The sequence below is a fragment of the Bremerella sp. P1 genome (assembly GCF_028748185.1).
Lineage (GTDB): Bacteria > Planctomycetota > Planctomycetia > Pirellulales > Pirellulaceae > Bremerella.
In genome coordinates this window covers 5,450,148-5,474,234 of the sequence record NZ_CP118164.1, presented here as the reverse complement: position 1 = coordinate 5,474,234, position 24,087 = coordinate 5,450,148, and the positions used below count along the sequence as shown (strand labels likewise).

Sequence of the window (24,087 nt, the reverse complement as noted above, 5' to 3'; positions counted from 1 at the left end):
CCGATTCGTTAAACTTCCGCGGCAATGCTTCCTCGCGCGTCTGAATCGATTACAATCGGGCAAACCCCTGCCCTTTTCCCTTCGATCGATTCGAGCCATGATGCGACGTTACCAATCTATTGCCACTGGCTTCGCTCTGCTGTTGAGCGTCTCACCTCTGATTGCCGGTGAAGCGACCGAACTGTCTACCAAGATCAATGCGATCAGCGCTGAAGCAGCCGGCTACCCTGAAGCGGTCGAAGCGGTTACTGCCCTTGGCAAAATGAACGCCGACGCGATTCCCGAAGTGCTAGCCGCGATGCAGGAGGATCGTCCCGTGGCTGCCAACTGGCTGCGAGGTGCCGTCGAAGCGATCGCCGATAAAGCACGCCAAGAAGGCAAGCCGATCGCCAACGACATCTTGATCGAGTTCATCGAGACGAACGATCACTCGCCCAAGTCTCGGTCCGTCGCGTACCATCTGCTCAAGCAACAAGACGAAGCGGCCGCGCTGAAGCTGGTCCCTGCCTTCGAGAACGATGCTTCGCTGGAACTGCGACTCCTGGCAGTCGACAAGCTGATCGAAGACGCGAAAGCGAAGGTCGAAGCAGAGCAAAAAGAAGAAGGGATTGCGACCTACCAACAAGCACTGACGGCCACACGCAGCGCCGAACAAGCCAAAGTGATCGCCGACGCGTTGAAGAAGCTGGATGTCGAAGTTGATACGACCGCACATTTTGGCTTCCTGAAAAATTGGCACGTGATCGCCGCTTTCGAGTTCGCCAAAGGAGCCGGCTTCGATACCGTTTATCCGCCTGAGAAAGAGATCGACCTGGAAGCGTCGTACGCGGGCAAGCTCATCGACGAGATTCCTGCCCCGGCCAAATGGCAGCCACTTGAGCTAGGCAAGGGAGAGAAACGCGTCGATTTCAACAAGGCCTTCGCTCCGGTCAAAGAAGTGGTTGGCTACGCCGTCACCACCTTCGACAGCGATCAGGCACAAGACGTTGAACTGCGTTGGGGCTCGCCCAATGCGACCAAAGTCTGGGTCAACGGCGAGCTCGTTGCCTCGGACAAGGTGTATCACTCGGGCGACAAGTTCGACCAATACACGGCCAAGGCCAAGCTCAAGGCGGGCGAGAATACGATTCTCGTCAAACTCGTTCAGAACGAACAAACCCAGTCGTGGACCAACGTATGGCACTTCGAGCTACGGGTATGCGACCACCTCGGCACGGCCATTGTTGACGCCAAACCTTAACCTCTAGTGCGAAAAACGACCTATGCGTATTCTACTTAGCTTCGTATGCCTGGCCGCGATCGCCTCGAGCGCAGTAGCCGACTGGCGACAGTTCCGCGGCAACGACACCACCGGATCCTCCGCATCGTGCGTACTGCCCGACCGATGGTCGCCGGATGGGGACAACATTGCCTGGAAGGTCGAACTGCCAGGCCGGGGGCCATCGAGCCCGATTCTGGTTGACGAAAAAGTCATCGTCACGACCGCCGACGGAGCCGATCTCGAGCAACTACACGTGCTGTGCTACTCCGCCGCCGATGGCAAGAAGCTATGGCAACGCAATTTCTGGGCAACCGGCCGAACCTTCTGTCATCCGCAGACAACGCCTGCCGCACCCAGCCCCGTTAGCGACGGTAAGAATGTCTACGCGTTCTTCGGTTCGAGCGATCTGATCTGCTTGGACCTGGACGGGAACTTAAAGTGGTACCGCGGCCTCGGTCACGAACACCCCAAGGCTGGCAACGACGTCGGCATGGCCAGTTCGCCGATTGTGCTCGACGATACGGTCGTCGTTCAGATTGAAAACCAAGGCGACTCCTTCGCCGCCGGCATCAATGCTGAAAACGGTCAGACGAGATGGTTCCTGCCTCGTGCCGAACGAGCCAACTGGGCATCTCCCCTGGCCTTGAAGTCAGTCAACACTGGCGACGAAAGCGTTGCCCTCTTGCAGAACAACGAAGGCGTTACGGCCGTCTCTTCCAAGAGTGGTGAGATTCTCTGGGAACTGGGTGGCGGTGCCTCGACGATCTCAACGTCGCTTACTACCGGCGATCAGGCCTTCATTGTCTCGAAGGGCCTGACCGTACTCGATTTGAAAGATCCTCGCGTCAAACCTGAGATTGTCTGGGAAGCCAACAAGCTGAACCCTTCGTCGATGAGCCCTATCCTGCACGATGGCAAGGTTTACACCATCAATGGCAGCGGCGTACTGAATTGCGGTGACGCGGAAACGGGCGATCTGGAGTGGGCTTTGCGTCTGAAGGGTAAGTTCTGGGCCACCCCAGTTATCGCGGGCCAGAAGCTAATTGCCATCAATTACGATGGCCTGGCCATGGTGGTCAACCTATCCGGCAAGAAGGGGGAAATCGTCGAGGAAATCGACATGGGTGAAAACATCCAAGCGACCCCAGCCTTGGGCGAAAATGCGATGTACGTCAAAGGGGAACGCCACCTGTGGAAGATCGCCAACAAGCAGTAAACTAAAGGGGATACCTCATTTCCTCACTTGCTTGAAGATGCACCGTGGTCGCTGAAATTGCCATTACCCCGTGCGGTCCCATTACGGGATCGATTCGTCCGCCTGGCTCGAAAAGTCTTACCAATCGCGCCTTGATCATCGCTGCTTTGGCCGAAGGTCAATCAACGCTAACCGGCGCGTTGGAAAGCGAAGACACGGAAGTGATGATCGATAGCCTGCGCCGAATTGGTGTATCGATTCTTCACGATCCCGAAACCCACACGCTAACGGTCGAAGGAAACGGCGGCAAGTTCCACGGCGATAACACGGAAATGTTCATCGCCAACAGCGGCACCTCGATGCGGTTTCTCACCGCGCTGGCAACTCTCGGCCAAGGCACCTTTCGCCTGGACGGAATTGCCCGCATGCGAGAACGCCCGATCGGAGACCTGATCGAAGCTCTAATACAACTGGGCGCCAACATCCGCACCGAGTTTGATAATGCCTGTCCTCCAGTGCTCGTCGACGCCAAGGGCCTACCCGGCGGCCAGGCAACCATCGCCGGCAATATCAGTAGTCAGTACCTCAGCGGCCTTTTGATGGCAGCACCCTACGCTTCTGGCGAGGTCCAACTGCAAGTCGACGGCGAGTTGGTTTCCAAACCATACGTCCGTATGACGACCCAAATCATGCGGGACTTCGGTGCGACGCTTGAGGAAAACGATTGCGTTCGTTTCGTCATCCCTGGGGGTCAAACCTACCAGGGGTGCCAATACGCGATCGAACCCGATGCCTCGGCGGCAAGCTACTTCTGGGGTGCCGCCGCGGTCAGTGGCGGAAAGGTCACCGTCGAAGGACTTTCACGCGATGCCCTGCAAGGGGATGTCGGCTTCTGCGAAGCACTCGCCCAGATGGGCTGCCAGGTCGACTACCAGCCAGACAGCATCACCGTTACCGGTGGCAAGCTCCGCGGTATCAACATCGACATGGGCGAAATCAGCGACACGGTTCAAACCCTTTCCGCGGTCGCCTTGTTTGCCGACGGCCCCACCACGATTACCGGCGTTGCGCATAACCGCCACAAAGAAACCGACCGGATTGGTGACCTCGCGTGTGAGCTTCGCAAGCTAGGAGCGACCGTCGAGGAACTGGAAGACGGGATGATCATCACGCCCGGCACGCTGCAGCCGGCTCGGATCGAAACTTACAATGATCACCGAATGGCCATGAGCCTGGCCCTGGTCGGACTTCGCCAAGAAGGCGTTGTGATCCTCAACCCCGCCTGTACCAGCAAGACCTATCCTCACTTCTTCGAGGACCTCGCCCAAATCTGCGGCACCTAACCTTGACGCAACGCGTCAAGAAAAAGAAAAAGCCGCACGAAGCGGCTAAAACGAACGGCGTCGGCATGAAAGCCGATGCCTTCTCAAATCCCGAGGCAGTGCCTCAATTGGATCCGAAGGTTGCTGGGAAGTGCGTATTGGACAAACCTCCTCTTCCGAGGAACGCATCAGCCTTATGGAGGGCATCATCCACCGGGTTTGGGAGTGGTGGAGCTCCGACCATATCCGGATCATGCGAGATAAATCCAGCACCGCAATGCTGACAGGATACTTCGAGGCCAAGATACTCGACCTTGACCTGCAGCTTTCGGCCACATGTGGGGCAGGGTTGGACGAAGTACGTGACTTTACACACGACGGCATCTCCTTCTACCGCAACTGCTGAAAAGTGTTAACGAGAGACGACAGGCTCGATAACGTTCCAGCAGTATAGGAAAACCCTCACGAAAATCAACCGAAAAAACGCAGCTACGGTATATCAACGCCACTTTATGGCCATTACTAGGGAAACTAAACCCAAATTACGGCTATTCAGCTCTTCCTCCTCATTCGCTCTAAATTGACCAGATTCGGATGATATCTCGGGGATTAGGGGTTTTTGACCCAATTTAGCGGGGCAGGCTAACGATCCTCCAAGCCGTGACCTACCCTTCTAGAGAGCGGGCAGAAATCGTTCACAGCTTGAAAAAAATATTGCCAGAAACGTGCAAGAGGATCGGGGGAAACCATGCACTGGCGGAAGATTAGCCACGCGATGCGTGTGGTCGCGACGACCCTTTGTTTGTGGGGTGCCTGCTGCGCGACACTGCCTGCTGAGCCAGTCCGACCTGAGTTCCCGACTCTTAAACGCCTTGTGGAGCAGTACTTCTATCACGCCCGTACACGCCACAATCCAATTCTATTGACGCAAAGCCAGGTGCTCGACCTGATGGAGTCCTTGCAGGGGATGCGGATCTACATTTCAGGCCGCACGCAGATCGTTCGCAGCTTTCCTCACGACCGGGAGTTCTTCGCGCGTTTTGTACTCGATGAACTCGCACAAGACCCAGCGTTGGAATTCCCCGAAGACCCGACATTCCTACTGCAACGCATTGATGCCATGTGCAGCTCGCACCAGTCGATCCGCCAGTTGACACGGCTTGCCGATAAGGGAGAAAGCTTCTCGACGACGTGGGTCCCCGCCGACCCGCTTTTTCCTTCGCTCGAATCGCTGCGTCTGCAAGACACGCTCAAGAAGCATGGCGTAGAAAACGCCGCCCAGGCAAGCCCCAGACGGCGTAACTATACGATCGAGCATTTACTGGAAGCACTGGAAAGTGCTTACACACCGCCGACGCAATCAGCCGGCGCGATGACCTCATTTGACGCGTTGGGCCGATAGAATCTGAACTGGCTCACGTGGCAGATTAACAAACCCATCGCTCGATTGAACTTCGACCTTGGAAATGGCATCGACCACGTCCATCCCTTCGACCACTTCGCCGAAGACACAGTAGCCGAAGCTGCTGGAATCGTCGGTACCAATGTGATCGAACGCCGTGTTGTCGGCACAGTTGATGAAGAACTGGCACGTGGAGCTGTGAATGAAGCTGGGATCGCGCGACATGGCGATCGTGCCACGCTTATTCTTCAGGCCGTTCATGGCCTCGTTCTGAATTTCGCTCTTCGTTTCGCGAGGATTCATGCCAGCGTCGAACAAGCCGCCCAGGACCATTCCCTTGGGCTGCACATAGTGAAAGATCGTCCCATCGTAGTGATTGGTCGAAATGTAGTTCGTTAGAAAGTTGTCGACCGTCGCAGGAGCCTTTTTGGCGTCCAGCTTCAGATGGATATCCCCCTTAGTCGTAGTCAGGATGACTTCAGGAAACTCTTCGCCGCGAAAGTCAGAACGCTTTCGGGCGGTGCCAGGTGTGTCGGTCGAGACGGTGTGCGAAGCGGTATCTGTGCCGCCACTAGCCGGATCGTTGATGCTGACAGCCGGTGGATTGGCCGAATCGGAAGATCCACAGCCAGCGGTCAACAAGCCAAGACAAACAGCAAAACCGATAACGGTTGCCGACGATGATAAGTACGGGAACTTCATCAAGCACGCCTCCCTGCGCTACGCCTGAGGGTGAAGTGAACGGGTCAGGTTCGGGTCGGAATTTCTGGGAGTATTTTCAGGATTTCGGAGAATCATGCAACATGAGTTTCACCGACTGCTGGACACTCACTCCATCCACCCTAAATAACCCATGTATGTGTACATCCAAGGATGGATCCATGGATTCAATGCGGAATAGCTGGCGGATACGGCGGAAAACAGTAGCAGCACGGCAAACAACAGCTGCCCCCAACGAGCGTTCTTCCAGCGATCCAATACGGGAATCATCGCGGTCAGCCACAAGGGAATCAGCCAGAAAGCCCAGCGGAAACCAGAGGTCATCCCGCCGTAATTGCGATCTTTCAGCGGTCGGAAGATATAAAACAGGACGCAAATCAGGGTCAGCAGAACGATGAATCCGGCAACCTGGCGCAGACTCCCCTTCTCCGGAAGCCACAGGCCAAGTCCCAACAAAGAAAGAATCCACACCGGGGTGAGCGACAAGATCCCATGGTGCCCCAGCGTTACATGAAACGCGTAGACGCCGATCGACTTCTCACCTTTGTCGACCCCCTTCTTCACGCCTGGTTTCCAGTAGCTGGTGTCGTAGTCGTACCAGTTGTCCCAGTCGCGAACTTCGATGTTCGAATCGGTTCGCTGAATCGCATATCGCCGGTCGATCCCCATATCCAGGACCACCCACCGGTTGCCTGTCTCGCGGGTAATGATTTCGGCCTGATCGCTCAGCGCGATATCGTGCTGCCCGAGAACGTCTTTCAGCTCAGCAGGAACTTCGTTCTTGTCGAGCGCACCATGCATTTTTTCTTCCAGCGTCCCCAGGACCTCGCCATCGGCGCGATGAGCATACGGCGGTCGCCACGATTGGTGCGCGATGTAGTTCGTAAGCAGAGATGCTCCTAAAATCACCGCCGCGGCAGGCACACCATATAGAAGCGTTCCCGCCGGTCGCTTGATCAGCATCGCCAAGCCAAGCAGTCCGAAGAAGCTGAACGCCGGCAGATCATTCACTGCCGCACAGGCAGCAAAGAAACCCGCTCCCGCCAAATATCGGGCATCGCTTCGATCGTCACACCAAACTCGCAGACCGCAGAACAAGGCAATCGCCACACTCATCGCGGCCAGGCTATGATTGTTGATTGTGACTGCGTACGTGGTGAGAAAGGTCCCGAACGCGACTGTGGCGACAATTCCTATCCGTGCAAAATCGGACTTGGCATACCGCTCGACAATCCAGATCGTCGCCCACAAAAGTCCGAAGAGAAGCAGCCCGTTGGTGACAATCAAGATCGCACGCCCTACATAATAGGGATGCTCCGAGATCTCCATGCCGACCGTATTCTTGATTAGCCAGTATTCCCCGGCCAGCACACAGGCCATCAGCGGCGGTTTGCTGCTGTAGTAGTGGTACTTCCCATCAGGGCCTAAATGATAAACCTTGTCGATCGTGTCCCAGTAGCGGTCCTTGATCACCTCGTCGATGGCGAACGTCTGATGATCGACCAGCGAACGAACGGTCGCCCAGCGGCTGCGATCGTTCGCACTAAGAAACGGATGCCGATTGTGCTCCGCCGTCACGGCAAAGATGCGTCCCACCGCGTTACCCAGGCAAACCGCGATCAGTAGCCAATAAACGGCCCAGCGCAATCGGTCGGCGTCGGTCCAGGTGTTGTCGGACTTCCGGGAAACTCTAGTTGGCTTCGTCACGCACGCCTACCTTCTGCGAGATGAAGTACGACTTGGTCTGCGGAGCCATCGCCGAACGAATGATTTCGGCCAACAAGCCCACGGTGACAAACTGCGTGCCCAGCAGGAGCGAGACGATGGAATAGTAGAAGATGGCTCGCTTGTGCAGTTCGATCGGTTCTTCCGCCCCTACCAGTCGATCGACGACCCACCAGCCCGAGAGCCCGAACAACCCCAGGAACCCCAGGGCAAAGAACAACAAGCCGATGCCACCCAAGAGGTGCTGCGGACGTTGACCATAGCCGGTGATGAACGCTACGGTCGTTAGATCGAGGAACCCCTTCAGGAAGCGGCGCACACCGTACTTCGAGTGGCCGAACTGCCGGGCTCGGTGATTGATCACAATCTCGCCGACCTTCCAGCCGTGGGCCGCGGCCAGCACCGGCACAAAACGATGAAGCTCGCCATACAGGCGAACCTCGTCGAAGATCTCACCGCGGTAGCACTTCATGCCACAGTTATGATCGTGCAACTTGACACCCGTAAGCGTGCTGACCATCCAGTTGAAGACGCGCGAAGGTCCGACCTTATGCCATGGGTCATGTCGCACTTGCTTCCAACCGCTGACCACATCGTAGCCGGCGTCGAGTTGTTCCAGGAAGCGTGGAATCTCCTGCGGATCGTCTTGCAGGTCGGCATCCATGGTGATGATCACATCCCCTTGGGCTTCCTGAAACCCAGCATCCAGGCCGGCCGCTTTGCCGAAGTTGCGACGAAACTTGAGCCCACGAATGCGTGCGTCTTTCTCGACCAACTTCGAGACAACATTCCATGATTCATCCTTCGAGCCGTCGTCGATAAAGATGATCTCGACGTCGTAGTTGTTGGCCGTGACGACTTCGCAGATTTCTTCGTGTAGTTTTTCGAGACTCTCGTCTTCGTTGTAGACGGGGATCACCAGGGAGAGCTTCATTTGCTTCACTTTCCACGCATACTCGTTATGCAGGGTTTTGGGCGGGATCGGTGGACGAGTTTTCTTCGGAAGAAGTGGACTCCGAAGTTGTATCGTCGGTGGCAGGCTCGGGGACGGGAATGGCATATAGGATAATCGCCAACGCCACTTCTGCCAAAAGCCATGCCACCCGCAACAATACGGCCGACACCACGGCGACCACCGGACCAAAGACCGGGGCCATCATTTCCATAATCACATATTCACGAACGCCCATACCACCGGGAATGGGCGTTACGAAACCAACCACCATCGCCAGGCAAACCGTGGCGGCCAATAACGGAAACACCGTCAGGCCACCCGCCATTTGGGCATCGGCTTCGGGAATGCTGACCATCGTCGCGTACAGACTACTACATAGTAAGGTCCATCCGATGATGTTCGCGCCCCACCCCCAGGCCATGGTCCCGTAGCTCAGCCCGGATAACTTCTCTTCAATCTCGGGATTGATCCGCGAGACCTTTAATAAGAGGACAACGGTGCGGAACACCGGCGGCAACGTGACAAAGCTGGCGGCCAAGCCAATTCCGACGGCCGTCCACAGAAGCAATTGCTGCTCGGAAAACCAGATGACGACCAAGATCGTTCCGTACACCGCCCCCACGGCAACCATCGTTAACGTCTCGGCGAACACGGCGGTCGCGACAACCGAACGTTGCAGGTTACTGCCTTGCACCAACGATGTTCGCAGCACCACGACCAATGCCTTGCCCGGGACGTACTTCCCGAGGTGACCAATGAAATAGGCTCGCACAGCGCTATATAGCTGTGGGTCCTGCTTCATGGCCTTCATCAACCGGTACCAGAATAGCCCCATGGGGAGGGTTCCCAGCAGGTAGACAACCCCCGCGAGAACAATCCAGGGCCAGCGAAGTTCTTCAAAAGAAAAATTTTGTTCGTGAACTTGGGCGATCGCTTTTTCGATATTTCGCCAAATCCCCCAGGCAACCAGAACCATCACAATGATCTGAATTGCGTTCATCGCGCGCGACTTCCACACCTTCGCACCCTTGGCAGGCGTGTCATCGGGGCAATCTGGGCTTGATGGAGAAACCAAAATGCAGCTCTGACGGCATTGATAGCGGATGTGGATAACTTGGCGATGATAGTCTATTGCCTGGCGCCTGCGAACCCCAAAGGCGTTTCGTCCGTAGTGCCATACCGAACCAGAGATAGGGAATTCTCCTCGCGGCTATGCTTGCGGCAAGAATGCTGTCAAATGTCGCTTTCCCGTTTCCACAATAATAGTTAGGATTAGCGGCACAAGTTGCATGATGCACGTGCTGTGCGAGGAGTATGAGACTGTGTACGCCGCCTGCTTATTAATTACATCCGCCGTTCTTGGCGTCGATTTCGGCTATCAGCCCACCGATCAGGGCCAGCTGGAATACATTATTCAGATCGAACCGGAAGCGATCGAAAAGCTCAAATCGGGCGAAGCGATACAGGTCGGTCTACCGCCGAACGTGCAGCGCGTTCAGGTCTTTCGGGTTCAGGTCGGCGATGCCGAACTACCGAAGATTCTGCCAACGGCTTACGAAGAGCCCGTCAACGAGCGGACCAACGAGATTGGCTTGATGCCGACCGAGTCTCCGAAGTTGACCGCTCCGCCGGAGACAACTTCGGCCGCTGATACCAGACCGGCACTCGGCGAAGAACTCGCTCAGTACATTCCGCGCCAAACACGAACACTGCCCTCGGGCGCGACCGAGCCAAGCACAGCCACCAACACTCCCACGGCAAGCAATACCGGCGGCAGCTACCCGCCGATCCCGGGTGCCGAAGAACGCTACGGCGGCGCATCGACTGCCGGATCGCGGTTCTCTGTGCCAGCCACACAAGGTGGTCCCTACGGTGCGGTGCAAACGAGCGGTACCGCCCCGGTAGTTCCACCTCCGCCAAGCAGCAGTACAACTGGCAGTCAGTTCAGCACCGGCTCGACCAGCAATAGTGGCAGCACGAACTGGAGCGCAACGTCACCAAACAATGGTTCGACCAGCGGCTCAGACCTCGTCTTGCCCCCTACTTCTACCAACAGCGGCACAGCAAACCAATTTCGCTTCAATCAAACCGGTAGCGGAACCAACCAAAGTGCCCCAGACCTGATCTCGCCATCCGATTCCAGCAACTGGGTCTCGAACAACGGTCAAACCAACACCGGTTCGACCTACGGGAACAACCAGACCAATCAAGGTACCGGTCAAACCGGCGGCACCATGTCGCCACCCAATAACAACAGCAATTACACGTACCCCGGTACCAATGGGTCGCAGCAGCAAAACAACGGCACAGTTCCGGGCAGCAGCGTCAATCCTGACAATCCGTGGCTGACAGGTGCCTGGAACCAAAACAATCAGACCGGTGGCAATACGGCTCCTTACAGCCCAATGCCCAACAACCCAAACACCGGGCAGCAACCGCAGAACAATCAGCAGCAGCCCCAGTACAACAACCAACAACCGCCAGCCGGTTACAACAACCAGCAGCCTTACGGCGGCAACTTCGTCAACAACGGGTATGGTCAGCAGCCGTACTACGGCACGAACCCTAACTACCCGTACAATCCCCAGGCCCCTTATTACCAAGGACCTTACGCCGGTCAGCAACCGGTCGCACAAGTTGCCTGGAATCAGCCGGCAGCCACACCGCCAGCTCAACAGTCTCCAACCACGACGACCAACGCTTCGGTTTCTGATACCGATAAAGAAAAGGAAGTCGTCGAGAAGGTAGTCGAAAAAGAGGTCGAAACGCTGCCATCGTGGTGGCCTTTCCTGGCCTTCGGTTTCCTCCTGTCGTTCTGTGCCAACGGGTACATGTTCATCATCTCGCAAGACTTCCAACGCAAGTATCAAGACTTGTTAGAAGACGTCCGCGACCTGCGTACGATGACCAACGACTAAAGTAGGGCCCGCGTCCCGCGGGGCCAAATACTTGGTACCAACTTCGCGACCCGCGACGCGCGGGCCCTACAAAACGAGAAAAAGAAAAGGCCATCGAAGCAAACACCTCGATGGCCTTTTTTTGTTTCTTAGCTAGGATGACTCCGCTCTTAGAACGGGGCTTCGTCGCTGGTCGACTCTTCCGCTTTCTTAGCGGTCTTCTTGGTAGCCGCTTTCTTCGTCGTCGACTTTTTGGCCGTCTTCTTGGTGGCCGCCTTCTTCGTGGTTTTCTTTTTGGCGGTCTTCTTCTTGGTGGCCTTTTTGGTCGTCTTCTTCTTGGCCTTCTTCTTTTTCGTACCACCCTTGGCGGCACGATCGGCCAGAAGTTGCAACGCGACTTCCATCGTCAATTCGTCGGGCGAAGCTCCCTTGGGAAGCGAAGCATTCGTCTCGCCGTCGGTCACATAGGGACCGTAGCGGCCGTCCATGATCTTGATCACTTCTTCGGTCACCGGCGACTTGTCGAGTGTCTTGAGAGGTTCCTTCGGAGCACCGCGACGGCCGCGCGTCTTCGGCTGGGCCAACAACTCGAGGGCCTTGTCCATCTCGATATCGATCGGCGAAATCTCGGCCGGGAGCGAGCGCGTCTCGTCGTTCCACTTGATGTAAGGACCGAATCGACCGTTGTAAGCGACGATCGGCTTCTGATCTTCTGGGTGCAGCCCCACTTCGCGTGGCAGCGAAAGCAGCTTGATCGCGGTTTCCAGGTTCACGTCGCCGACGTTCATGCCTTTGAGCAGCGAAGCGTTCTTTGGCTTCTCGTCGTCGTCCGACGATCCCATCTGAACGTACGGGCCGAAACGCCCCGTCTTCAGATAGATCGGTTTGCCGGTCTCGGGGTGCTCGCCCATTGGCTCTTCCCCTTTTTCGGACTGCTCGAGAATGTCCATGGCCTTGGCCAGGTCGATTTCATCCGGCGGCAACTCATCGGGAATCGATCCACGGCGTTCGCCTTGTTCGACGTACGGTCCATACCGACCAACCCGCACAAAGACTTCTTCGCGATGCTCCCCTTCTTCAGGTGCACCCAGCGGAATCGAGTTCACGCTGCGGGCATCGACGTCCTTAATGCGTTCTTCAATGACCTGCTTAAGACCGTGGTTTTCGACGCCGAAGTAGAACTTCTTCAGGTAGTCGTTCGCGTCTGCTTCCCCGCGGCTGATGCTGTCGAGGTCGTCTTCCATCTTGGCGGTGAAGTCGTAGTCGACCAGTCGCTCGAGATGGGCTTCCATCAGGCCAACTACGGCAAATGACGTCCACGTGGGAACCAGGGCGTTCCCCTTCTTAAAGACGTATTCGCGGCGAAGAATCGTATCGATAATCGAAGCGTACGTACTCGGACGACCAATGCCCATTTCTTCCAGGCTGCGGGTCAGCGAAGCTTCACTGAAGCGGGCAGGCGGCTGGGTGGTGTGGCTCTTCGGGTCGAACTCTTTCGCGTCGACTTTTTGCCCGACAGTGACCGCTGGCAACAGCGTTTCGCGGTCGGCCAACTCGGCTTGAGGATCGTCCGATCCTTCGACGTAGGCCCGCAAAAAGCCAGGGAAATCGATCGTCTTACCACTGACGTAGAAGACCGCTTCGGCGCCGCCAATGTTGATCGAAATGCGGTGGCCACGGGCATCGGCCATCTGGCAGGCCACGGTTCGTTTCCAGATCAACTCGAACAGCTTGAACTGTTCGGCACTCAATTCCCCCTTCACCGAGTCAGGCTTGCGGAATTCATTACCCGCAGGTCGAATCGCTTCGTGAGCTTCCTGAGCGTTCTTGACCTTCGACGAGTAGAGCCGAGGCTTCTCAGGCAGGTAGTCTTTGCCGTATTCGCTTTCGACCAGCTTACGCGACGCGTCGATCGCAACCTGGGCCAGGTTGGTCGAGTCGGTACGCATGTAAGTGATGTAACCGTTTTCGTATAAGCTCTGAGCAACCTGCATCGTTCGCCGGGCCGTGAAGCCGAGCTTACGGTTGGCTTCCTGCTGCAGCGTACTGGTCGTAAATGGAGCCGCCGGCTTGCTGGTGTACGGCTTGTTTTCGAGATTACTGACCGAGAAGTCGGTATCCTTGATCCGCTGTAGTAGCGCGTTAGCGCCATCTTCATCGAGAAGCAGCAGACCTTCTTTATTGACCTTACCGGTCGAGGAATCAAAGTCGCGGCTCGACGGGACGCGTTTGCCGTCTGCTTCGACCAAAGTCGCGTCAAACGACTGGCCATCGACCTCAAACGTTGCGACCAGGTCCCAATAGGTGGCCGAATGGAACGCCATGCGGTCGCGTTCGCGCTGCACGATCAGACGCACGGCCACACTTTGCACCCGGCCAGCGGATAGTTTGGGTTTGATCTTCCGCCACAAGAGCGGCGAGACTTCGTAACCATATAAACGGTCAAGGATACGACGCGTTTCCTGCGCACGGACCAGCCCGTCGTCGATCGTGCGGGGGTGCTCCAGAGCTTCCGTGATGGCCGATTCGGTGATTTCGTGGAAAACGAGCCGATGTACCGGCACTTTCGGCTTCAAGATTTCCTGCAGATGCCAGCTGATTGCTTCCCCTTCGCGGTCTTCGTCCGTCGCGAGGTAAAGTTCGTCCGACTCCTTCAGCAGCTTTTTGAGCTTGGTGACCTGTTGCTTCTTGTCGGTCGGAACGATGTAGACCGGGTCGAAGTTCTCGTTGACGTTCACCCCCAGGTAGGCCCAGTCCTGGTCCTTATATTGCTGCGGGATTTCCTTCGCACCTTGGGGTAGATCACGAACGTGACCGATCGACGCCTCGACGAGGTAGTTCTTTCCCAGGAATTTAGAGATCGTACGAGCCTTGGCCGGGGACTCAACGATTACCAAGGCTTTTTTGCTGTTACCCGATTCCGCCATGAATGATCCAATACAATGCGACTAGTGCCGATGGGCCTACGTTGCTGTTGCCTGACGTAAAAACTGAGGTGCTTCGACGTAATGTTCTTATCTGCCAAACAGGTTGGTCAAATTTAACGCAGAGCCATACGCTTTCCGCCAGACGAAAAATCGTTGCAGTCGGCGTGAATTTTTTGAAAACTCAGCTCGGTCTCTGAAAATTCGGTGAAGCTTTCCCCTGCTTCGCAAAATTAAGGGCAATTAGCCCTAAAGGAAAGCCGCTGCTACGTTTGCGGGCTTTGATTGGGATTGTACAAACCACAAATGCCCCTACAATCGTTCGAATTGTTCATTCCCGCAAAGCATCAGTAGTGCGACTTGACTCCTAATGTCAAGGGGGCGGGACATTTTAACACCCCACCGGCGGTTCCATTTTTCGATAGGCGACAATGGCCACTCCGTTCAAAGTCTTCCGCGATAACCAGAAAATCTTGATGGTCGTTTTTGGCGCCCTGTTGATGGTCGCCTTTGTCGTCCTTCCGCCAATTCTGCAGTTTGGCTTCTTCTCCCAACAGACCGCCAACGAACGTGGCGAAGTTGTGGTAGTCGTCGACGACGAAGAACTCTACCGTCCCGACATCGACAATCTCGTTAATAAATACGATATCGTCGGGCGGGTCATGGCCGAAGCCATTGGTCAGTCCCTTATCCTGCAAGGTTCGCCTAAAGCGCCCATGCCACCTATCCCTGGTCTTCGCATTGTGCCGGCCAGCCAACAAAGCCCAGGTGGTCCCCAGTTTATGCCCGTCGGTGCGGAAGAAGCCGTGCTGTACTATGCCTGGGTAAAGAAAGCCGAAGAGCTGGGCATGGTCGTCGATGACCAGTCAGTCCGCGACTTCATGCGTGAATCGTCCGGCGGACGCTTGAGCGATTACGACTACAACGCGATTCTCACCAGCGTGACCGGTGGCGAAGGACGCGGTTTGAACTACGACTACTTCTTCGAGATGCTTCGCGAAGTTCTGACAGCCCAAAAGCTGCAGGCCCTGGTCTTCCGCGACGGTCGCGTCGTGACGCCCAGCTCGGCCTGGGTGGCTTACCGCAACATGAACCGCACGATCTCGACCGAAATGTTCCCGGTCTCGGCCAAGGACTTCATGGATCAGGTCGGTAGCCCCAGCAGTGCTCAGATCGAAGAACTGTTCAACAAGTACAAGCACCAGCCAGCCAATCCGGCGATGAACCAGATCGGTTTCATGCAAATGGACAAGATCTCGCTGGCCTACGTGAAGGGTGACATCAACGACTTCGTCGAAGCTGCCAAGGCAGAAATCACCGACGAACAGGTCGCTCAATATTACGAAGAGAACAAAGATTCGTTCCGTAAGCCGGTATTGCCTTCGGCAGAACCGGAAGCGCCGGGCAGCCCTGAAGGTGCCGAAGGGACGGAAGAGCCGGCTCCGATGACCGAAGAAAAACCGGCCACCGAAGACGCCAAGCCAATGGAAGAAACGACCGAGCCTGCCTCGGAAGAAAAGCCGGCTGAGGAAATGAAGAAGGAAGAAGCTCCTTCCGAAGAGCCAAAGGAAGAGGCTAAGCCAGAACCATCGGCGGAAGAAACACCTGCCGACGAGAAACCAGCAGAAGATAAGCCTGCCGAGGACAAACCTGCGGAAGAGAAGCCCGCAGAAGAGAAACCGGCTGAAGAAGCTCCTGCTGAAGAAACGCCAGCCGAAGAGCCTGCCAAGGAAGAACCGGCAGCCGAAGACTCTTCGCTGAACGCCACCAAGAGCAACGTTCAGCTGGTCAGCTTCCTCCAGGAAGAAGGCGAAGAGGAAGAAAAGCCCGCCGCTGAAGAGAAACCAGCCGAAGAAAAGCCGGCAGAAGACACTCCGATGGAAGAGCCCAAGGCGGAAGACAAGCCTGCTGAGGAAACTCCAATGGAGACTCCGGCGGCTGACGCTCCTGCTACCGATGCCCCGGCAACGGACGCTCCGATGGAAGAAGCACCCGTCGAGTACAAGCCACTGGCTGAAGTTCAGGAACAGATTCGTACTCGACTTGCTCAGCCGATCGCTCAGAAGCAAATGACCGATGCTTTGGCCGAAATTCGCGGTGTGCTGCAAGCCAAGTACGAAGAGTACCGCTATCTCGAAACCAAGTCGGAAAAGTCCCCTTACGACACGGACGAAATCGAACGCTTGGCGACCAGCCTGGGACTATCGTTCGGTGCGATGCCGCTGATGGACTTCTACCAGGCTTCGCAGTCGGCCCTGGCCCAGGAAGCGGTTCATGTCGACTACACCTTCGACCAGACATCCGGCCTGCGGACTATCAACCGCTCGATGGTTGCCGAAGCGTTCCAAACCAATAGCCCGCTCTTCCAGCCACGTCTGTTCCCAGGAGCTTCGCAAAGCTCGATGATGTTCCGCCAGAACATCCAGGCCGAAGTGCAGTACGTCTTCTGGAAGACGGAAATGAAAGATGGTTACGCTCCGAAGCTTGACGACGTGAGAGATCAGGTCGTGGAAGCTTGGAAGCAGCAGGAAGCCGGCAAGCTGGCCAAGGAAGCTGCCGAAAAGCTGGCCGAGCAGATCAAGTCGAAGGAAGACCTGAACAAGGCCGCCACCGAGCAAAAGGCCGAAGTGGTCGTCGCCGAGAACATCACTTACTTCAATCAGCTTTCCGGTGGTCAGGGCCTGTCGCTGGGTTCAATCCCAGGCGTGGAAGACGTCAGCCAGATGACCATGGAAGCCCTGTTCAGCGCTCCGGTTGAGAGCTCAACCGTTGCTCCAAACGCTGGTGAAGACGTTTACTACGTCGCGTTCGTCACCGCTGAAGCCGAAACCAATGAACAGCTTCGCGATAACATGATGGCCGCCATCCAAGGCACGCTGCCTGCCAGCGTTTCGCAGTACGCTTCGCAGGAAGAGAACATGGTTACCCGAGCCATTCTGCTCGACTTCTTCGATCCGAAGCGTATCGACTGGAAGATCGATCCAATGGATCTCGAGTCGCGTTCCTAAGACGCACCTGGCAAGAAACAGCAAAGGGCCGGCAGTTTTGCCGGCCCTTTTTTTGTTTGCTCTATGCTTGGCTGACCCCGTGCTTATCGCACTGGCTTCAGCACAACCGTTGCCAGAGGCGGCAGACGGAACTGGATCGATTGCTCGCGACCGTTCCACTCGATGTTATCCGTGTGGAATTCATCGGTATTGATCACGTCGCTACCAGCGTAACGCGAGTTGTCCGAGTTGAAGACTTCCTTGTAGGTACCTGGCATCGGGACACCCATGCGGTAGTCTTCTCGCGAGTTCGGCGTGAAGTTACAGACGACCACGACGAAGTCTTCGGGGTTCTTACCCTTACGGATGTAGCTGATCGTGCTGTTCTGCCAGTCGTTGCAGTCGATCCAATCGAAGCCACTGCCCTCGAAGTCCACTTCGTGCAGAGCTGGCTCGTGGACCAACATCGCGTTCAGGTCAGAAATCAGCTTCTGCATCCCTTGGTGCGATTCCCATTCCAGCAAGTCCCACTGCAGACCAGCTTCCAGGTTCCATTCGTTCCACTGGGCGATTTCATCCCCCATGAAGATCAACTTCTTACCGGGATGCGTCCACATGTACGAGTACAACAATCGCAGGTTCGCGAAGCGTTGCCACATGTCGCCTGGCATCTGATCCAGCAAGGCACCCTTGCCGTGAACCACTTCATCGTGCGACAGCGGCAGAATGAAGTTCTCGGTGAACGCGTAGATCAAGCTGAACGTCAGTTCGCCGTGGTGATGCTGACGGTAGATCGGATCCTTTCGCATGTAGCGAAGGGTATCGTTCATCCACCCCATGTTCCACTTCAGGCTGAAGCCCAAACCGCCGTCAAAGGTTGGACGGGAAACGCCACCCCAAGCGGTCGACTCTTCGGCAATCGTCATCACGCCAGGATGCTGCAGGTGCGACTGCTCGTTGAATTCCTTCAGGAACGAGATCGCTTCCAGGTTTTCGCGACCACCATATTCGTTAGGCAGCCAGTTGTCCCCTTCGCGGCTGTAATCGAGATACAGCATCGAAGCCACCGCGTCGACGCGAAGACCGTCGATGTGGTACTTGTCGAACAGGAACAACGCGTTGGAAACAAGGAAGTTCCGAACTTCGTTGCGGCCGTAGTTAAAGATCAACGTACCCCAGTCCGGGTGTTCGCCACGGCGAGGATCGTCGTGCTCGTACAAAGCCGATCCGTCGAAGCGACGCAGACCGTGATCGTCTTTCGGGAAGTGGGCAGGCACCCAGTCCAGAATCACTGCCAGGCCGTGCTGGTGGCAGTAATCGACGAAGTACATGAAGTCTTCCGGGCTACCGTAGCGGCTGGTAATCGCGTAGTAACCAACCGTTTGATAACCCCAGCTTCCGGTGAACGGATGCTCGGAAACGGGCATCAGTTCGATGTGCGTGTGGTTCTGCTCTTTGCAGTACTTCACCAATTCGTGAGCCAGGTAGCGGTAGTTGAACCAACCGTGCTCTTCTTCCAGGTTTCGCTGCCAGCTACCAAGGTGGACTTCGTAGACCGACATCGGCTTCGAGAGCTGATCTTCCTGGGCACGCTGTTCCATCCACGCCTGGTCTTTCCATTGGTGGACGCTCAGGTCTGCTACGACCGAAGCCGTCTTGGGCGGCACTTCGGCAGCGAAGCCGTAAGGATCGCACTTATCAACGGCACGATCAGCCTGGCGAACGCGGTACTTGTACTTCTCGCCGGCAGCCATACCGGGGATGAAGAGTTCCCAGATGCCGCTGCTTCCGATGCGGTTCATCTGGTGGCTACGGGCATCCCAGTCATTGAAATCGCCGACGACCGAAACGGCTTTGGCATTCGGAGCCCAGACGGCGAAGTTCACGCCGGTCACGCCGTTGACGGTGCGGAGGTGGGCACCCATCTTGTCGTAAGAATTCCAGTGCTTGCCTTCGCCCAACAGGTGAAGGTCGAAACCGGTGAAGAACGAAGGAAATGCGTAGGGGTCGTGCAATGTTTTCATCTGGCCGCTTCCGCCGTCGACTCGTAGTTGATACTGGCCTTTTTCCGTAACCCCGTCCATGGGACACATGACTTCAAACAGCCCAGCTGGATGAATCATTTTCATCTGCGTGCTCTGACCGTGTCCTGGATGGAACAGCCAAGCCTGCTCTTTTCCCGGCAGGTAGGCACGAACCGCCGCGGATTTATCGCTGCCTGAGCCCTCGACTGGGTGTGGCCCCAGAAAACGACTCGGGCTGTCTGAACAGCCGTCAATAATATCGGTTATTTTACCCAAACTACCAATGGTATGCACGTCCTACTCCTTGCCGATGCAGCGGCTGTGGGTGATTTCTACTGGGGGAGACTTGTCCAAAATTGCTTGTCCCTATTGGCCTAAGCACACGTAGCCAATGGGTTTAGTGTCGTATTCGCGTCGATTTCGTGCTGGGCATTTCGCAAAGCGAGCTGAATATCGTCCACCAGCGAAGTTCTCGCCGGCCACTCTTCAACGGATGGATTTTCCGTCAGTGACGAGCGGCAATACTTCGCTGAAATACGATGAAATTGTCGAGCGTGCGCGACACGTGACCACAAGTCGTGGTTCCGTACGGCAACACGTCGTCCGAGTCGCTGGATCTTGAAATCCTGATCTTCCCAGGTGCAAAGACCGTGGCGGATCCCGTTCAAGATGTATCGCGATGGGGTAAGCAGCATGACGCGGCTTGGCTCTGGGATGGCTTCCAAGCCACGAACCACAGCCAAAAGCGCTACGCGGTCGCCGAAATGATTTGCTTCAAAGTCGGACTCAGCAATCTCGAACTTGCGGTCGGAACTCCGCAACACAAATTGCCAACGTCCCCCTTCAATGTCACTTCGTGAGCCGGTCGCGAGGAGATATTGGGGAGTACTCTCTCTCATCGGTTCTCTTCCAGGGGGGATGGAATAATCGTCATAAGTGGTTGTCCAGGCACCAAGTGCTAGCAAAGCTGGCTCCCACGCCTTGCTTATCGGCAACCATGACCTACCCGCAACACTCTATCTAATCGTTTTTCTTTACCTTTTTATCCCTGTTTCCACGATTGGATTACGCAAACCTGCTTCCGATGCCATGACATTGGCTCGAAAGTATGAGACAAGATCTGCTAAAATCATGCCGACCACTTCCTAAGAGCGGTTCCGGGACAGCTTTCGCGCCGGCGGTACCAGCGCGGCCAGCCAGAACGCTGTCGTTGGAAGGGAACTGATCGATTGCTCTCGTACTGTGTGCCGGCCAGCAACAGGCGAGAGGTCGTCCCATCGGGCGATACCTACCGATGTCGTTGGACAGAAGGACCTACGCCGTGCAAGATCGTGAAGTGTTCGAATGGTTGCGAGACAAGATTTCACAGACTCGCCGCATTCGTCCTGAGAACGTTCAAATGGATAGCTCGCTCGCGGAAGACCTTGTGCCAGACTCGTTCGAGTTAATCGAACTCGTCTGTGCCATCGAGAAAGAGTTTGGCTTTCCGGTCGACTACGATGACTTCGCCGACATTCAGTCGGTAGGCGACGTCGTGAAGTTCATCCAGCATCACAGCGCAGCACGTTAACCCCTCCCCCTCAGAAAAGACACATTGATATGGCAGCCAAGAAGATTCTGATGCTCGTGGGCGATTTCGTGGAAGACTACGAAGTCATGGTTCCCTTTCAAATGCTGCTGATGGTCGGGCACGAAGTTTCCGCCGTCTGCCCTGACAAGAAGGCCGGCGATACCGTCGCCACGGCGATTCACGACTTCGAGGGGCATCAGACCTACAGCGAAAAGCCAGGGCACAATTTCAGTCTGAACGCGACGTTCGACGAGATCGATGCCGCTTCGTTCGATGCCTTGGTCATCCCCGGCGGGCGCGCACCGGAGTACCTGCGTCTCAACGACAAAGTCCTCGACATCGTGCGACACTTCGCCGAGAACGACAAGCCGATCGCTGCGATCTGCCACGGTCCTCAAATCCTGGCCGCCGCTGGCGTGCTGAAAGGGAAGACCGTTTGTCCTTATCCCGCTTGCGGCCCGGAAGTGGTCATCGGCGGTGGCGAGACCATCCCGCCCAGCAGCACGTTCGACAATGCTCACGTCGACGGTAAACTGGTCACCGGCCCTGCCTGGCCCGCCCATCCCGCATGGATCCGTTCGTTCCTGGAAGTCCTGGGTACCAAGATCGAGCCATAAGCAAAGAGCTTCTCAATAAGCGTGAAAACGTGACCAATGCTCGACGGTGCGCCGTCGAGCAGCGCCATCTTTGACGATGCCTGCATGACGCCCACCAGAATTCTGAAATCCAAAACGCTGGCCAAATCGTCCTCTAAATGACCAAGGCTAGGTACGATTAAAGTACTAGCTGCGCACTTGTCTGCGTGTTGGCTCTCATCCTGCTATTGGCGTGATCGACCATGAAAACACCAGCCCATCAATGGTATGTTGTTGCTGCCGTCTCGATACTGATGCTGATCACGGCGGTTATCTTTGCTGCAAGTCACAGCCGTCCGGCAGTCTCTGCTGGCGGGGAGCACGTGGCCGCCCCGGTCGTTCCCGTTCCGAAGGATGTGGCCGTCAAACAGCCGGTCGATAACTTCCTGGAAGTTGACTTCATGCTTCGCGGCTACTGTTACGCCGACTCACAGTTCCGGGACACCGAAGCCGCAGGCGGTTTCGGCCCCAGCGAGAATTCCGCTCATAAGGTCACGCGAGACCTACCCGGGGATGGCTTGTTTCTACTTGCCCAGCCGACAGAAAAGACAAGCTTCGGGGGTAAGCCTGGCATGCAACTTCTGCTGGTCAATCGAACCGACGACACGCTCAAGTTCTTCGCTTGCGATAGCCGCCTGAACATCATCCAAGAGGCCCAAGACCAAGCCGGAAACTGGCAGCCGATCGAGTACCTGCCTTCTAGCTTCTGCGGCAACAGTTACCACCACGTATATTTGCGGCCCGATTACTCCTGGCAATTCTCAGCCCCCAGGTACCGAGGCACCTTCGCGACTAAGCTCCGGTTCACAATGAACCTGGACGATGGGTCGAAGCTTCATTCCAACGAATTCAAGGGCTCGGTGAATCTCGCGCAGTTCACCACCAAGCAAGGCCACCAGGCAACCAACATCATGGATCCGTACTTGGATTGATGCCCTCGCGAGGCAAACTCTGAACCGAATTATGTTGTCAGCAGGGTGCCGTCGACGGTACGCTAGGTAAACCTTGGCCAGCTACCGACCTACATCCCTGTTAACCTCATCATGCCCAATTGCCCTCCGACTCGAAGCCCCAAGCCGCATGGTTCTCGTAATAACCGGTGGCAAAGAGATTCCCGTGTTCGCAGTCATCTAGAGCATCAGAAGAAACGTGCTTCGGATGAAAAAGATGAAGACGAACAAATCCTGCCGCTAGATCTCAAGTTCGCTGTTCGAACACGTGGCGGAAAGCAAACAGATGTGATCACTAAGTGGCGCAATGGGGAAAGAAGCTCCTGGGGCGAAACTGGAAAGAGTCCCCGCTCATATGAGAAAGGCGAATTGATCTTCACGGCCAGTGCCAGCTGGTATTGGCTAACCAAAATGTTTGAAGAAGATGGGCTTCCCTTGGACCCGGATCCCCTGACGACGATCGACATCCTGTTCGGCGTAGCTTCGTTCGACATCGTCGAGTCCAAGAAGTATCTCTACGGCTACAAGATTCTCAACATCGATTCTTCACAGCGGTTCGTCCGAGTCGCCCCGGTGATTAGGGTCGAATACGACGCGATTATCTTTCCTAACGAAAAGCCCCTTCCCAAGGGAGCCAAGAAGCCAAAGTACAAACTGCTTCTGCTGCGAGGCGGCATACGCAAGTGGTACCAGCGCGATCTGCGACAGATGATCATCTCCAATAAGTTTGCTCGCATGGCTGCTCAATCGGAAGAAGCCTTTTCCTACATGGCCCAGGCCTCGCTCATGCTCGTGGATGCCGCGACACTCGGCATCCGCAAGTCGGCCTCCAAGGTCGTCGCCGGCAGCATGAAAAGGTTAATACTCAAGCGAGCGAGGAAGCGATTCAAAGAGGCCTTGCTCAAAATACTAAAGACTCTTGATAGGCCAATCGCTAAAGCGACCCTAGTCTTTATCAAGACTTTCGCAAAGCAACTTGCGAACGACCAACAGCTCAAGAAACATTTCCAAGCAAACAAAAAAAGCTCGCAGGCACAGCCAAAATCATCGAAAGACGGTTCCTCATTCACCTTTGAAGAAACTGAGATTTTCGTCCCTGGCCCGCAATACGCTAAGTCACCCGCCTACAGCAAAGCTGCCGCTGAGGCTACTAATCAGTTCGTCCAAATCTTCGTGTCCGAGCTTCTCAATGAGATGATTGGCAAGAAGTTGAAGGCCGACGCTAGACTTGCGCGTCGTGCCGAACATATCGTCAAAGGTAAGGAGATCACGTCACACATCAGTCAACCTCTGCAAGACGAACTGAAGAAGACAGTCTTCGATTTCTTGGTGACAAAGCAAGCAACTGGCATCATCAACATAATTTCGAAAGCCTCGACAAATGCAGAAAGTGCCGACGAATTCACCGATGAAATGGAGAAGGAATTCAAAAAGCACCTAAGCGGTCTTCTTACCGATGCGATTAAATCCTCGCTGAAGCTCTTCAACTTTAAAGCAGGCGATTAGCGGCTCGCCTTTAC

General features: G+C 55.8%; 18 protein-coding genes. 11 read left to right on the top strand and 7 right to left on the bottom strand.

The features are described 5' to 3' along the window. Window positions 1-97 precede the first annotated feature (97 nt). From PSR63_RS22725 to PSR63_RS22705, 5 genes are all read left to right on the top strand, one after another. Window positions 98-1,240, top strand: coding sequence for a hypothetical protein (locus PSR63_RS22725; RefSeq protein ID WP_274327965.1), 1,143 nt, complete (start codon window positions 98-100; stop codon window positions 1,238-1,240). Between the two features lie 22 nt (window positions 1,241-1,262). After that, a complete protein-coding gene (locus tag PSR63_RS22720) occupies window positions 1,263-2,477 on the top strand; it encodes an outer membrane protein assembly factor BamB family protein (protein WP_274327964.1) in 1,215 nt (404 codons plus the stop codon). Between the two features lie 44 nt (window positions 2,478-2,521). Beyond that, window positions 2,522-3,799 carry a 3-phosphoshikimate 1-carboxyvinyltransferase gene (gene aroA, locus PSR63_RS22715; RefSeq protein WP_274327963.1) on the top strand — a complete coding sequence of 426 codons (1,278 nt, stop codon included), beginning with the start codon at window positions 2,522-2,524 and terminating at the stop codon, window positions 3,797-3,799. 130 nt (window positions 3,800-3,929) lie between these two features. Next, window positions 3,930-4,184 carry a hypothetical protein gene (locus PSR63_RS22710; RefSeq protein ID WP_274327962.1) on the top strand — a complete coding sequence of 85 codons (255 nt, stop codon included), beginning with the start codon at window positions 3,930-3,932 and terminating at the stop codon, window positions 4,182-4,184. Window positions 4,185-4,526: 342 nt separating this feature from the next. Then, on the top strand, window positions 4,527-5,180 hold the full coding sequence (locus tag PSR63_RS22705; protein ID WP_274327961.1) for a hypothetical protein: 654 nt from the start codon (window positions 4,527-4,529) through the stop codon (window positions 5,178-5,180). On the opposite strand, the gene PSR63_RS22700 is transcribed toward PSR63_RS22705, so the two are convergent. The 4 genes from PSR63_RS22700 to PSR63_RS22685 all read right to left on the bottom strand — a co-directional run bounded on the left by PSR63_RS22700 (window position 5,157) and on the right by PSR63_RS22685 (window position 9,580). Next, window positions 5,157-5,882, bottom strand: a complete 726-nt coding sequence (locus tag PSR63_RS22700) for a peptidylprolyl isomerase (RefSeq protein WP_274327960.1) — start codon at window positions 5,880-5,882, stop codon at window positions 5,157-5,159. The two genes, PSR63_RS22705 and PSR63_RS22700, sit on opposite strands and share 24 nt — an antisense overlap. Window positions 5,883-6,008: 126 nt before the next feature. After that, complete coding sequence (locus PSR63_RS22695) at window positions 6,009-7,607, bottom strand: hypothetical protein (protein WP_274327959.1); 1,599 nt, start codon at window positions 7,605-7,607, stop codon at window positions 6,009-6,011. Next, on the bottom strand, window positions 7,591-8,559 hold the full coding sequence (locus tag PSR63_RS22690) for a glycosyltransferase family 2 protein (RefSeq protein WP_274327958.1): 969 nt from the start codon (window positions 8,557-8,559) through the stop codon (window positions 7,591-7,593). The genes PSR63_RS22695 and PSR63_RS22690 overlap by 17 nt, the downstream gene beginning before the upstream one ends. Before the next feature lie 25 nt (window positions 8,560-8,584). After that, entirely contained in the window at window positions 8,585-9,580 is a 996-nt protein-coding gene (locus PSR63_RS22685; RefSeq protein ID WP_274327957.1) for a lysylphosphatidylglycerol synthase transmembrane domain-containing protein, read from the bottom strand. Between the two features lie 322 nt (window positions 9,581-9,902). Here PSR63_RS22685 and PSR63_RS22680 point away from each other — a divergent pair, with 322 nt between their 5' ends. After that, entirely contained in the window at window positions 9,903-11,498 is a 1,596-nt protein-coding gene (locus PSR63_RS22680; RefSeq protein ID WP_274327956.1) for a hypothetical protein, read from the top strand. 149 nt (window positions 11,499-11,647) lie between these two features. Here PSR63_RS22680 and topA read toward each other — a convergent pair whose 3' ends face one another. Further along, a complete protein-coding gene (topA, locus tag PSR63_RS22675; protein ID WP_274327955.1) occupies window positions 11,648-14,404 on the bottom strand; it encodes a type I DNA topoisomerase in 2,757 nt (918 codons plus the stop codon). 428 nt (window positions 14,405-14,832) lie between these two features. Between topA and PSR63_RS22670 the strand changes: the two genes are divergently transcribed. Beyond that, a complete protein-coding gene (locus PSR63_RS22670) occupies window positions 14,833-17,409 on the top strand; it encodes a hypothetical protein (RefSeq protein ID WP_274327954.1) in 2,577 nt (858 codons plus the stop codon). An 83-nt stretch (window positions 17,410-17,492) separates the two neighbouring features. On the opposite strand, the gene glgB is transcribed toward PSR63_RS22670, so the two are convergent. After that, complete coding sequence (glgB, locus tag PSR63_RS22665; protein WP_274327953.1) at window positions 17,493-19,706, bottom strand: 1,4-alpha-glucan branching protein GlgB; 2,214 nt, start codon at window positions 19,704-19,706, stop codon at window positions 17,493-17,495. 80 nt (window positions 19,707-19,786) lie between these two features. Further along, the gene (locus tag PSR63_RS22660; RefSeq protein ID WP_274327952.1) at window positions 19,787-20,311 is read right to left on the bottom strand and encodes an RNase H family protein; all 525 of its coding nucleotides are present in this window, start codon (window positions 20,309-20,311) and stop codon (window positions 19,787-19,789) included. A gap of 422 nt (window positions 20,312-20,733) precedes the next feature. On the opposite strand from PSR63_RS22660, the gene PSR63_RS22655 reads away from it, so the two are divergent. The 4 genes from PSR63_RS22655 (at window position 20,734) to PSR63_RS22640 (ending at window position 24,073) form a co-directional block, all read left to right on the top strand. Continuing rightward, window positions 20,734-20,982 (top strand): acyl carrier protein, encoded by a 249-nt coding sequence (locus tag PSR63_RS22655; RefSeq protein ID WP_274327951.1) that lies wholly within the window; start codon window positions 20,734-20,736, stop codon window positions 20,980-20,982. A gap of 29 nt (window positions 20,983-21,011) precedes the next feature. Beyond that, window positions 21,012-21,599: a DJ-1/PfpI family protein gene (locus PSR63_RS22650; RefSeq protein ID WP_274327950.1), complete on the top strand. Its 588-nt coding sequence runs from the start codon at window positions 21,012-21,014 to the stop codon at window positions 21,597-21,599. A gap of 221 nt (window positions 21,600-21,820) precedes the next feature. Next, window positions 21,821-22,549: a hypothetical protein gene (locus PSR63_RS22645; RefSeq protein ID WP_274327949.1), complete on the top strand. Its 729-nt coding sequence runs from the start codon at window positions 21,821-21,823 to the stop codon at window positions 22,547-22,549. 387 nt (window positions 22,550-22,936) lie between these two features. After that, window positions 22,937-24,073: a hypothetical protein gene (locus PSR63_RS22640; RefSeq protein WP_274327948.1), complete on the top strand. Its 1,137-nt coding sequence runs from the start codon at window positions 22,937-22,939 to the stop codon at window positions 24,071-24,073. The last annotated feature ends 14 nt before the right edge of the window (window positions 24,074-24,087 follow it).